The organism is Pseudoalteromonas sp. SG43-8, from assembly GCF_014164245.1.
GTDB lineage: Bacteria > Pseudomonadota > Gammaproteobacteria > Enterobacterales > Alteromonadaceae > Pseudoalteromonas > Pseudoalteromonas distincta.
Genome location: NZ_JACJEX010000012.1, coordinates 56412 through 69066, shown reverse-complemented (window position 1 = coordinate 69066; position 12655 = coordinate 56412). Strand labels below are relative to the sequence as shown.

Here is a 12655-nt window from a genome sequence, read left to right as displayed (position 1 = left end):
CTAGTGAGCGTATAATTAGTATTTAAAATAAACATTTAACCGTTTTATATATTGGAGAAAACCATGGGTTTTGGTGGTATTAGTATTTGGCAATTATTAATTGTTTTAGCGATCATAGTTTTACTTTTTGGCACAAAAAAACTACGCGGTATGGGTGGCGATATTGGGGGCGCTGTAAAGGGCTTCAAAAAAGCAATGTCAGATGATCAAATGAGCGAGAAAGAGAAATCCGAGCAAATTCAACAATCAGAAAAAAACACTGCTGACAACTCAACCGATACTGAAAAAAACAAAGATAACAATAAGGTTTAATTAGTATGGGCATGTGGGAACTTGTTGTTATTTTTATTGTTGGTTTAGTGGTGCTCGGCCCTGAGCGCTTACCTGTTGCGATTAGAACAGTGAGTAAATGGGTTAAAACCGCTAAATCACTTGCCAACTCAGTAAAAGCCGAAGTAAGTGAAGAGCTTCGCATTCATGAGCTGCACGAAAACCTTAAAAAAGCAGAACAGCAAGAATTAAAAGATTTAAGCCCTGAGTTACAAAGCTCACTAACAGAGCTACAAAAAGCGGCTGAATCAGTTACTCACAGCTACAAGAAACAACAATCTGATACATCAAATAACCAACAACTTGATGAGAAAAAGTGAAATTTATTTCTCACTTTGTGGTCAACTTACTACATGGTATAAAAAATAATGGCTGAGGAAGTAAAATCAGGGTTTGTAGCTCATTTAATTGAGTTGCGTGATCGGCTAATAAAAGCACTACTAAGCATTTTTGTTATTTTTATTGCCATAGTATATTTTGCGAATGATATTTATGCTTTTGTTGCACAGCCGTTAGTCTCGCATTTGCCAAGTACTGCAACCATGATTGCAACCGATGTAACAGCTCCCTTTTTTGCACCTTTCAAACTTACTTTATTTGTCGCTTTATTTGCGTCGATTCCATGGATATTGCATCAAGTTTGGGGGTTTATAGCGCCGGGTTTATATCAGCACGAAAAGAAAATGCTCATGCCTATTCTCGCCTCAAGTATAATATTATTTTATGGCGGCATAGCCTTTTGTTACTTTGTAGTTCTGCCAATTATTTTAGGATTTTTTACAAGTACCGGTCCCGAAATGATGACACTTGCACCTGACATAAGTAGTTATCTAGGATTTGTATTAAAGTTGTTTTTTGCATTTGGCGTCGCTTTCGAAATTCCAGTGGCTATTATGTTGCTATGCTGGAGTGGCGCAACAACAACAAAAAGCTTAAAAGAAAAGCGCCCTTATATCGTCGTGGGTGTTTTTGTAGTCGCGATGTTTTTAACACCGCCTGATGTATTATCACAAACATTGCTAGCATTTCCGATGCTTCTTCTGTTTGAACTAGGTCTAATTTTAGCAAAGTTTTATACCGCTAAACCACAAAAAGAATCTGAGGAATAAAATGAAAAAACAACTACTCTCACTATTGGTTTTATTAAGCGCACCGACTTTTGCTGCGCAAACAGAGTTTAATACTCAAGCGTTACAAGCATGTAGCTTTATTGAAAACGATTTTAACCGCTTACTTTGTTACGATAATACCATCGCGGGTAAGTCACTGGTTAAGCCATCAGTAACAAAAACGCTCACACCACCAACAGCTAATAATGTACCTCAGGCAGTAGCCACAACATCAACAGAAGTGAAAAAAACAGCTGATGAGTTTGGGTTAGAGTACAAAAAATCACAAACAGAGAAAGACGCTGAAATTAAAGCGATGGTTGCTTCAGTTGAAGAAGCTGCTTACGGCGAGTTAATTATTTCGCTAGATAACGGTCAACAATGGCGTCAAATTGGCTCTGACAGCATGCGCTTGAAAAAGAACGATACGATTGTAATTAGCCGTGGTGTTTTTAACTCATTTTTACTTAAAATTGACGGTGAAAACCGCTCTATTCGCGTTAAACGTACTAAGTAATGTCATATACGTTAATTGATGCTGGAGTTAACTTAACTAATCATCAATTTGATGAGCAGCACCTTGATGTAATTACCCGTGCCAATGAAGCGGGTGTTACAAATATGCTTATTATTGGTTGTAATATTGCAAGCAGTCAGCAATCACTTGAACTTGCAACAAAGCATCTTCAATATTCTACGGCGGGTATCCACCCACATGATGCAAAATCAGCCACTAATGAGCTAGAAGCACAACTAACTGTACTTGCAAATAATAAGCATGTTATTGCTATTGGTGAATGTGGCCTTGATTATAACCGCGACTTTTCGCCTCGCGATGTACAGCGCAGTGTTTTTAGGCGCCAATTAGCACTTGCTGAAAAATTAGATTTACCTGTTTACTTGCATGAACGTGATGCAAGTGATGACATGTTAAGTATTTTAAAAGAGTTTAATATTCGCGGTGTACTCCACTGCTTTACGGGTAACTCAGCAGCTCTAAAGCAATATTTAAATTTAGGTCTATATATTGGTATAACGGGTTGGGTATGTGATGAAAGGCGTGGAAAAGATTTACAACAGCTAGTGCCTAGCATTCCTCTAGATCGATTATTAATAGAAACTGATGCACCATTTTTAATTCCACGAACAGTTAAACCAAAACCTAAATCACGTAAAAATGAACCTGCCCTGCTTCCTTATATCTGTCAAACGGTTGCACAACTTTATCAAATAGATGAAGAAGTTGTGGCCCGTAAAACTACAGAAAACTTTCACCGTGTTTTTGGTTTAGAAGATCGTTAATGGCCTATGCAAAGGCACTTTCAAGCCTATTAGTATTCCTTTGCACTTTTTGCTGTTTCGCAAACCCAGTAATAATAAAACACGATTTTAACTCTCAAAACATTAATAACCTGTATTACTCTTTTGAACCAACGTCGCTATTAAGTGCACAACAAAGCAGCCATATACAGTGGCAAAAAAACACAGGAACCCCCCTTAATTTAGGACTAGAGCAGCGTCCTGTATGGATAAAATTTAAAATAAAAAACACACTTAGTTATAATACTGAGCAAATATTGTCACTAAACAATCCTTTGCTAAACGACGTTCAAGTATATCAATTACATAACTCGCAATTACTTTCTTATACTCAAATTGGTGATGCCTACCCCTTATATAAGCGCACAATTAAAAGTGAATCTTTATTAGTTAAACTGCTCAGCCCTGCAAATAGCGAAACGCTTATTATAATGAAAGTGGCGAATAGCTCAGGCTTGCGAGTCCCTTTAACACTGTGGCAACCAGAAGCTTATTTGGCACACAAAGGAAAACTCAATTTACTCTATGGCTTATTGATTGGTTTTATATTTTCTTTGGGTGTGAGTTGCATAGTTTTATATGGTTTTTCACGTAAAGGTTATTTTGTTTATGCTGGGGTGATATCTCTCACATTAGGTAGTGTATTAGCCTACCTTTGTGGTTTTGGCTTAAGGTACGTTCATCCTAATTTACCTGCATTACAGCAAGTTATGATCCCTATATTACTTACGCTTATCACTTTAATGTTTTTGCCTTTGCAAAAGCAAGTTTGCCATCCAAGGCCCTCACTTCTGCTAACTATTCAAAAAGTTGTAGTTAACGCTTTAGCCATTTCGTTATTATTTATTTGGCTACTTCCAAACAACATAGTTACATTATTTTGTTTAATCACTACTCCAATCGTTTTAGGCTTTTATATTGTAACTACGCTTATGTGCGTGCGTTTAACGCCTTCTAAACCAAACAAAGCACTATTACTTGTATTGGTTTTTTTCTTGGTGGTAATGCTTTATTTTATTGTTGCAGTAATGGGCCTACACGCCTTTGACAAAAGTACGCTCGCATTTGTATTTGCATGCTTTTTTGGTTGCACTTTTTGCTTATGCTACAGCGTAATGAAGTTATTTATTTTACAACGCGATGAAGAAGTAATTGCCCAACAAACCTTGATTGCTGAAAACACAGCACAAGATACACTACTTAAAGAGCGCTTAAAATTACAAGAAAAAACTCGCCAAGAACTTGAATCTCAGGTGGACGAGCGTACCTTTGAATTACAAGTGACGCTTAGAGAGCTTGAAGAAAAAAACCGCTCACTTGAGTTACTAAATACTGAAGACGCATTGACTGGAATAAAAAACAGACGCTTTTTTGATAAAAAACTGGTAATGGAGCTTCGTCGCTCTCGTCGAGAACAAACGCCGCTTAGCATTGTTATGCTTGATATAGATCGATTTAAAAATATCAACGACACGTACGGCCATATCATTGGCGATCAAGTTATTAAAGCAGTGTCTGACCTTATAAAAGACCATTTAAAACGACCACTCGATGAAGTTGCCCGTTATGGCGGTGAAGAATTTGTTGTGCTATTACCTAATACCCCTAGTGAAGGCGCACAAGACATAGCTGAAAAAATACGTGCTGATATCTCAGTAAGTACAGTAACGGTTGCCAATAATGATATTCAATTTACTATTAGCGCTGGTGTATACACCAGTATTGCTGATGATGTTAGCAACCCTCAAATTTTTACTGAGTGCGCCGACAAAGCACTTTATTACGCAAAGCAGCATGGCCGTAATCAAGTAATCACTTTTCCATTACCACAGTAGGAGCATATTAATATGGCCCAATCAGGATTAGACCTTTTCCCATATACTCGCATGCGCAGAATGCGCCGCAGCGACTTTTCTCGCCGCTTAATGGCTGAAAACCAGCTTAGCGTAAATGATTTAATTTACCCTGTATTTGTACTTGATGGTAAAAATCGCCGCGAGGTAATTGAATCAATGCCTGGTATTGAGCGCCTATCAATTGATTTACTGCTTGTTGAAGCAAAAGAACTCGTTGAACTTGGCGTACCTGCCGTTGCTATTTTTCCGGTAACGCCTGCGGATAAAAAATCATTATTTGCCGAAGAAGCATATAACGATGATGGCTTAGCGCAACGTACCGTAAGAGCGTTAAAAGAAGCTTTTCCTGAGTTGGGTGTGATTACTGATGTAGCACTTGACCCTTTCACTACGCATGGCCAAGACGGTATTATTGATGATTCAGGTTATGTTATTAATGATGTCACTACTGAAATTTTAGTTAAACAAGCACTTTCCCATGCAGAAGCTGGTGCTGATGTTGTTGCCCCTTCTGATATGATGGATGGTCGTATTGGCGCTATTCGCGAAGCACTTGAAGCTGATGGGTTTATTCATACTCAAATTATGGCCTACTCTGCTAAATACGCATCTAGCTACTATGGCCCATTTAGAGATGCTGTAGGCTCTGCTGGTAACTTAAAAGGTGCTGATAAAAAAACTTACCAAATGGATCCAGCAAACTCTGATGAAGCAATACGTGAAGTCGCATTAGACTTACAAGAAGGCGCTGATATGGTTATGGTAAAGCCCGGTATGCCTTATTTAGATATTGTACGGCGTGTTAAAGACGAATTTGGTGTACCTACTTTCGCATATCAGGTAAGTGGCGAGTATGCAATGCACAAAGCAGCAATTGATAACGGTTGGTTAAGTGAAGAGGCAACAATAATGGAATCTTTACTTGCATTTAAGCGTGCAGGTGCCGATGGAATATTAACCTACTTTGCTAAGCAAGCCGCAAAATATCTAGCTAAAAAGTAATTTTTATTAAAAGGCGGTTAAACTGCCTTTTATTTACATTCGTTTACATTTTTGTATTATTTCCGTCATATTTATTCTCTAAACTGGTGTCCCATTTTGGGATTAATACACGGGAATAATAAAAAAATGTTTAAAACAAAAATAACACCACTCGCACTTGTTATAGCAAGCCTCAGTGCACCAGCATCCGCTGATCTAATCATTTCAGAATATATAGAGGGAAGCAGTAATAATAAAGCAATTGAGCTTTATAATAATGCTGATACGGAGCTTTCTCTTGAAGGTTATACTTTAGGACTCTATTCAAATGGTAGCAGTTCGGTTGGCAACTCGATTGATTTAACCGGAACATTGGCCGCCAATACCACCTACATTATTTCAAACCCCAGTGCAGCAGCTGCAATACTTGATATTGCAGATGAAACCAGCACAGTAACCTACTATAACGGTGATGATGCCCTTGTTTTAACTAAAGACGGTGTAATTGTTGATAGTTTTGGTCAAGTTGGTTTTGATCCGGGTTCAGAGTGGTCTGAAGGGGGTGTAACTACGGTTAACAAAACGCTGCGAAGAAAAGATAGCATTACCACAGGCCGAACTGACTCGACAGCCATTTTTGATCCTAGCGAAGAGTGGGAACAGTTTGATATTGACACCTTTGATGGATTAGGTTCACACACAGGAAACGGCGGTACCGCTCCTGTGCCAGACCCTGAGCCAGAACCACTTGAACCACTAGTTTGTGGTGCAGAAAAAACACTAATAAATGCTATTCAAGGTGATGGCTCTGCTAGCCCACTTGTAGGTACATTAGTAGAATTTGAAGGTGTTGTAAGCGCCGATTTTCAAGGTGATGAACAATTAAAAGGCTTTTTTGTTAACTCACTGGCTGCTGATATAGATGCAAATCCACTTACCTCTGAAGGTGTATTTGTATATTTTGCAGATACTGACGTGAATGTAGGCGACCATGTACGTGTACAAGGTACTGTTGAAGAATATTTTGATGCAACACAAATTGGCAGTGTTAGCCAAGTTGCGGTGTGTGGCACTGGTTTAGCTGCAGCAGCTACAAAAATCACTTTACCTTTAGCTAATACAACTGATTTAGAAGCTTTTGAAGGTATGTTAGTCACATTAGAGCAACCATTAGTAGTGACTAATAACTTTGGTCTTGGTCGATATGGTGAAGTTGAATTAGCAACAGAGCGCTTGTACCAAGGTACTCAGGTTGCGTTACCTGGCGATGCTGCTAATGCAGTTGAAACTGAAAATCTACTTAAAAAGATTTTAATAGATGATGGCTCTACAGTACAAAACTTAGACCCTACAGCTTATCCAACTCCAGGCTTATCGGCAGAAAATACATTACGAACTGGCGATACTGTTAATACTGTTACAGGGGCACTTGCTTATAGCTTCGGTCTTTACCGAATTCACCCAACTTTAGCGCCTTCGTTTATTGCAACAAATGCACGTGAAGATGCGCCTGAACTTAATGCTGAAGCAGATTTACGTGTAGCTAGCTTTAACGTACTTAATTACTTCAATGGTGATGGCCAAGGCGGAGGGTTCCCTACATCTCGAGGTGCAGATACTGAAGCTGAATTTATTCGTCAAGAAGCTAAAATTGTAAGTGCTATTAGCGCTATTGAGGCCGATGTTGTTGGTTTAATGGAAATTGAGAATGATGGCTTTGGCGAATTTAGTGCAATTGCTAGCTTAGTAGATGCATTAAATGATGCAGATAGTGCTAACAACTATGCATTTGTTGATTTTAACGTAGATCAAATTGGTACCGATGCAATTACTACCGCACTTATCTATCGTGCTAACAAAGTAGAAGAAGTAGGCACTGCAGCCATTACAACTGAGGCTCCATTTGACTTTAGTAACCGTGCTCCAATTGCACAAAGCTTTAAATCAATAGAAACTGATGAAGTATTTACTGTTGCTGTGTCACATCTTAAATCTAAAAGTTGTGGTAGTGCTTCTGGAAATAATGCAGATTTAGGTGATGGCCAAGGCTGTTGGAATGAAATACGCACGCAAGGTGCTAATGCATTCGCAGATTGGCTTGATAGCAAACCAACCGGTGTTGATGACGAAGATACTATTTTAGTCGGCGATATGAATGCTTACGCAATGGAAGATCCAATACGTGCATTTGCTGATAAAGGCTACAAAAATGTAGTTGCTGAAATTGATGGTGATACACTTGGTTATTCTTATAGCTTTTCTGGTCGTGCAGGAAGTTTAGACCATGCAGTAGCTACACAATCATTACTTAGCAAAGTTGTCGCTGCAACAGATTGGCATATCAACGCAGATGAACCTATTTCACTTGATTACAATGTAGAGTTTAAAAGCGAAGGTCAACAATCTAGCTTGTACTCTGAAAGTGCATACCGCGCATCAGACCATGACCCTGTGATTATTGATATTAAATCTGAAATCACTTTAACACCTGAAGAGCAAACGCCAGTTATTAAAGCTGATCAAGTTTTTGCAGTCGATGAAAACAGCACAATTGGCACAATTATCGGCACGCTCGATTTTAGTGATCCAAATGCCGATGAATCACCTGTTGTTAAATTTATTACATCTGATAATGACAGCGTTTCTATTAACGATCAGGGACAGTTAATTGTTGCTGGAGAGATTGATTACGAATTCGAAAATCGTATTACTTTAACAGTACAAGCTCAAGATAGTGCTGGTAACTTATCAAACATTGAAAAAGTAGCCGTTAAGGTAAATAACTTACGCTCAGATGATGATAATGATGCAGGTTCATTACTATGGTTATCACTTCTTTTAGCACCACTATCAATAGTGCGTCGATTTAAAAAGAAATAATTAAGTTAAATCTAAACACATAAAAAGCCGCTTTTGCGGCTTTTTTATTTTATACAAATGTAATTCAGACAAGCTTCATTAAACTCCCCGTAATATGTTCAAACGATTAGTGAGTCTTCTAATAATTAATAAGCAACAACTACATAAGATTGAGTGAATTTTACACAGCAAAAACCTCGGTGACTTATGTATATTGGTTTTTCCTATTGAAAAATATGAACTTTTATAAGGGTTCACATTTTGCTTTAAGTAAATTAGAAGATACTTACAAAACAAAATCAATATTTACCCTAAACGTAAAAATAAGTCGTGTTTTTATAAAGGAATGAGAATGAAACAACTAACCCAAAACTTGCCTAAATGGCAAAAAAAGTCAGCACCACTACTGGGTCTACTTATTATTTTTTCGACTTGGGGCAATAGCAACCAAGCGATTGCTGCAACTGTTGATGTAGCAATTCCACAAAGTAGCTTATTTGATGTAATTAGCGCTCGCGCTAAAAAGTTAGCAAGCGAAGAATATGTGGCACCTAAAAACATCGAGCTTGAAGCGCTAAATAATATTGATTATCAAGACTACCGCTCAATTCGATTTAAAAAAGATAAAGCGGTGTGGAAAGATGAAGGCCTGTACGAGCTGCAATTATTCCACCCTGGTTTTTTATATAAAACACCTGTAACAATAAATACTGTTGATAGCGACTCTAAACGTAGCCGCTTACCTTTCAGCACCGACTTTTACCAATACGATGGCACTGCTGCACCACTACAAGAAGAAATAGCTAAAAGTGTTGCGGGCACTCAACTAGGTCATGCAGGATTTCGTGTGCATTACCCATTAAATACTAACGAGTATAAAGACGAAGTAATGGTATTTCAAGGAGCATCGTATTTTAGAGTCGTTGGCCCTCAACAAGTTTATGGCTTATCAGCAAGAGGCCTTGCCATTGATACTGCTGAGAATTCGGGTGAAGAATTTCCAATGTTCAAAGAGTTTTGGTTAGTTAAACCAAAGGCAGAGCAAACACAAATCACCATTTTTGCATTATTGGATAGTCCATCTATTTCTGGTGCGTACAAATTTAGCGTCGACCCTACAACTAATATGCTAGTTGATGTTGATATGCAGATTTTTGCGCGTAAAGATATTAAAAAACTGGGTGTAGCACCATTAACGAGTATGTTTTATCACGGCGAAAATAGCACCAAATTTTTTGATGATTATCGCCCTGAAGTTCATGACTCGGATGGCCTATTAACTCAATCTGCTGATGACAAGTGGGTATGGCGTCCTCTTAATAACCCATCACAACTCAGCGTTACTTCATTTTCGTACAATAACCCAAAAGGTTTTGGGTTAGCTCAACGAGACCGAGACTTTAATAACTATCTAGACACAGAAGCACATTACCACGACCGCCCTAGCCTATGGATTGAACCACAAGGTGAGTGGGGAAATGGTCGTGTAGAGCTTGTAGAAATACCGACTGATACAGAAACTAACGACAATATCGTAAGTTACTGGGTACCAGAAAAACCAATGAAGGCCGGAGATTCATTAAAATTAAGCTACAAAATGACCACCTTTAATTCAGTTTTAACTCAGCACGAGAAAGCACGTGTACTACGTACAAGAATTGGTAGCGCCGCATTACCAGGTGAGGACAACCCACCACCAAAAAGCCACCGCCAATTTACTGTTGATTTTACTGGTTCAGAAATAAATCAACTGTCTGAACAGCTAAAACTAGATGCAGATATTCAACTTACAACAGGCGAAGTAACCGACGTGAATGTACAAAAACTTCCGGATTCACGAGGATGGCGTGTAGCCTTTAAAATTGCACCACAGGACGATCAACCCGTTGATATGCGTTTATCGTTAAAACTACGTGACAAAGAAATTAGCGAGGTATGGAGCTATGTTTGGTACCCAAATGACATCAAGTAATAAAGGTAGGGGCACTCCAATGCCATTCAAAACACTAAGAGTATGGCTATTTGCCATTGCGGCACTTGGCACATCTGGCTACGGCATATCTATTATGTTTGAGATTTTAAGCTCAAACGGTATGACATTACTTGAGTATGCCCTTTTAGTATTATTCTCAATCACATTTGCTTGGATTGTAACGGCTTTTTGTAGTGGCACAATCGGCTTTGTACTACAGTTGTTTCGAATTGACCCGCTTACGTTAAAACGTATTAAACCAATTGAGTTCAATAACGAGGCAATTAACGCTCAGAAAACCGCCGTTGTAATGCCTATTTATAACGAAGATACCCACCGTGTTATCGCGGGCTTTGAAGTAAGTCTACAATCGTTAAAAGAAACTGGTCAGCTTGATAATTTTGATTTTTACTTATTAAGCGACACACAAGACCCTCAAATAGTTAAAAATGAGCTAAGTGCATGGCATGCATTGTGCGAACGTTTAGGGGATACAGCAAAGCATATTTTTTATCGTCGTCGCGAAGATAACAAACACCGCAAAGTAGGTAACCTAACCGACTTTTGTGAGCGCTGGGGAAGTAATTACGACCATATGATTGTGCTTGATGCAGATAGCGTAATGACCGGTAAATGTATGTTAGAACTTACTACAAGCATGCTAAACAACCCACAAGCAGGCCTGATCCAAACGATTCCAATACCTGTTCGTCAAGATACCTTTTTTGGTCGTTTTTTACAGTTTGCGTCAGTGCTATATAGCCCAATGCTCGCTACTGGCTCAGCATTTTGGCAAACAGATAAAGCCAATTACTGGGGTCATAATGCAATCATTAGAGTTGAAGCATTTATAACGTGCTGTGGCTTGCCAACACTTAAAGGTAACGCACCCTTTGGCGGTGAGATTTTAAGTCATGACTTTGTAGAAGCATCACTACTTCATAGTGCAGGTTGGGACGTACTATTACTATCAGATATTGAAGGTAGCTACGAAGAAGTACCAAGTAATATTCTAGATTATGCTGTACGCGATAGACGCTGGGTACAGGGTAATATTCAGCACTTAGGTTTACTATCGTCATCTAAATTAAAATTAATGAGTAAGCTGCACTTTCTATTAGGTGCAACCGCTTATATTTCATCACTAATTTGGCTCTCAATGCTAGCGCTAAGTACTATTGATGCAGTAACGCGCGCATTAAATAGCGATGTGTACTTTAATCGTGTTTATCAATTATTTCCTACATGGCAAATAGCTAAAACCGATCTTATTGATTCACTCTTGTATTTAACTATTGTTATTTTATTAATGCCTAAATTAATGGGCGTAATAGTCACCCTAATACATAGAAACAAACGCTTTGGTGGTTCAATTAAATTAATTCTAGGTTCAATTATTGAAACTGTATTTGCTATTATTGTTGCACCATTAATGATGGTATTTCATGCTTACTTTGTACTTTGCGTATTTTTAGGCAAAAAAGTGAAGTGGGATGCACAACCACGCGAAGGTCGTATGGTCCCGTGGAAAGAAGCGTTTGGTTATACGTTATTCTCTACTATTGTGGCTATAGCATGGGGTAGCACAGCTTACTACTTCACACCTGTATTCTTTTGGTGGCTATCACCTATATTATTAGGCTTAGTATTAGGTGCTCCAATTATCCGTTATACCAGTAGTATCAAACTCGGCGTACAGCTAAGAAAGTTAGGTATATTTATTTGCCCTAGTGAAGTTGATAACGACTCAACTCTAGAGGCGCTTAAAGTACATCTAAAAGAGATTTCCGTGCCAGAGGAAGGAACTTACCCACAAACAATTCCGGCATTGCCACAAGAGCATATGGTATCAATGCCTATACAATCTTTTAAAAAGCCACGCAGGCTAAAGATGAAAGCGCTAAAAGCTAAGGCTATAAAAAAGTTTAATTAGCGCGTTATAAAATAAAAACAAAAAAGGAGCAATTAATTGCTCCTTTTTTCTATCTAAATTAAAAAATCATGCGCTGCATTTGCCGCTAATATTTTCTATTTTTCTAGCTAACTTATTACAGTACATTTTAGAAATAGCTGATTGCGTTTCATCATCAAGTTGCCAGTTATAAAAATGAAAAACCTCACCATTCTCCAGTTCTACTTTAAAATAGTGAAAAGAAAAAACGCGCTAAATGATACAACAGTAATTTCCTCACTATTGATATAACGCTCTGTACATATACGTGTATAAC

Annotated in this window: 10 protein-coding genes; all 10 read left to right on the top strand. The window is 38.3% G+C overall.

Annotated elements, in window-relative coordinates; translation table 11 throughout:
- Positions 1-63 precede the first annotated feature (63 nt).
- The 10 genes from tatA to mdoH all read left to right on the top strand — a co-directional run bounded on the left by tatA (position 64) and on the right by mdoH (position 12360).
- On the top strand, positions 64-312 hold the full coding sequence (tatA, locus tag H5122_RS16815; RefSeq protein ID WP_004334954.1) for a Sec-independent protein translocase subunit TatA: 249 nt from the start codon (positions 64-66) through the stop codon (positions 310-312).
- A 5-nt stretch (positions 313-317) separates the two neighbouring features.
- The gene (gene tatB / locus H5122_RS16810) at positions 318-650 is read left to right on the top strand and encodes a Sec-independent protein translocase protein TatB (RefSeq protein WP_024597077.1); all 333 of its coding nucleotides are present in this window, start codon (positions 318-320) and stop codon (positions 648-650) included.
- Positions 651-698: 48 nt separating this feature from the next.
- Positions 699-1439 carry a twin-arginine translocase subunit TatC gene (gene tatC, locus H5122_RS16805; RefSeq protein ID WP_004334958.1) on the top strand — a complete coding sequence of 247 codons (741 nt, stop codon included), beginning with the start codon at positions 699-701 and terminating at the stop codon, positions 1437-1439.
- A 1-nt stretch (position 1440) separates the two neighbouring features.
- Complete coding sequence (locus H5122_RS16800; protein WP_182672420.1) at positions 1441-1956, top strand: hypothetical protein; 516 nt, start codon at positions 1441-1443, stop codon at positions 1954-1956.
- Positions 1956-2741, top strand: coding sequence for a TatD family hydrolase (locus tag H5122_RS16795; RefSeq protein ID WP_182672422.1), 786 nt, complete (start codon positions 1956-1958; stop codon positions 2739-2741). Before H5122_RS16800 ends, H5122_RS16795 begins: the two co-directional genes overlap by 1 nt.
- Positions 2741-4594 carry a diguanylate cyclase gene (locus H5122_RS16790; protein WP_182682777.1) on the top strand — a complete coding sequence of 618 codons (1854 nt, stop codon included), beginning with the start codon at positions 2741-2743 and terminating at the stop codon, positions 4592-4594. The genes H5122_RS16795 and H5122_RS16790 overlap by 1 nt, the downstream gene beginning before the upstream one ends.
- Positions 4595-4606: 12 nt before the next feature.
- Positions 4607-5617 (top strand): porphobilinogen synthase, encoded by a 1011-nt coding sequence (gene hemB / locus H5122_RS16785; protein WP_182682776.1) that lies wholly within the window; start codon positions 4607-4609, stop codon positions 5615-5617.
- Positions 5618-5743: 126 nt separating this feature from the next.
- Positions 5744-8476, top strand: coding sequence for an ExeM/NucH family extracellular endonuclease (locus H5122_RS16780; protein WP_182682775.1), 2733 nt, complete (start codon positions 5744-5746; stop codon positions 8474-8476).
- Between the two features lie 331 nt (positions 8477-8807).
- Complete coding sequence (locus H5122_RS16775) at positions 8808-10427, top strand: glucan biosynthesis protein (protein WP_182682774.1); 1620 nt, start codon at positions 8808-8810, stop codon at positions 10425-10427.
- Complete coding sequence (mdoH, locus tag H5122_RS16770; protein WP_182682773.1) at positions 10399-12360, top strand: glucans biosynthesis glucosyltransferase MdoH; 1962 nt, start codon at positions 10399-10401, stop codon at positions 12358-12360. Before H5122_RS16775 ends, mdoH begins: the two co-directional genes overlap by 29 nt.
- Positions 12361-12655 lie beyond the last annotated feature (295 nt).

Coding starts and splice junctions, on each gene's coding strand:
- tatA (WP_004334954.1), top strand. CDS start 64: ATGGGTTTTGGTGGTATTAGTATTTGGCAATTATTAATTGTTTTAGCG.
- H5122_RS16790 (WP_182682777.1), top strand. CDS start 2,741: ATGGCCTATGCAAAGGCACTTTCAAGCCTATTAGTATTCCTTTGCACT.
- H5122_RS16795 (WP_182672422.1), top strand. CDS start 1,956: ATGTCATATACGTTAATTGATGCTGGAGTTAACTTAACTAATCATCAA.
- H5122_RS16775 (WP_182682774.1), top strand. CDS start 8,808: ATGAAACAACTAACCCAAAACTTGCCTAAATGGCAAAAAAAGTCAGCA.
- hemB (WP_182682776.1), top strand. CDS start 4,607: ATGGCCCAATCAGGATTAGACCTTTTCCCATATACTCGCATGCGCAGA.
- tatB (WP_024597077.1), top strand. CDS start 318: ATGGGCATGTGGGAACTTGTTGTTATTTTTATTGTTGGTTTAGTGGTG.
- tatC (WP_004334958.1), top strand. CDS start 699: ATGGCTGAGGAAGTAAAATCAGGGTTTGTAGCTCATTTAATTGAGTTG.
- H5122_RS16800 (WP_182672420.1), top strand. CDS start 1,441: ATGAAAAAACAACTACTCTCACTATTGGTTTTATTAAGCGCACCGACT.
- mdoH (WP_182682773.1), top strand. CDS start 10,399: ATGTTTGGTACCCAAATGACATCAAGTAATAAAGGTAGGGGCACTCCA.
- H5122_RS16780 (WP_182682775.1), top strand. CDS start 5,744: ATGTTTAAAACAAAAATAACACCACTCGCACTTGTTATAGCAAGCCTC.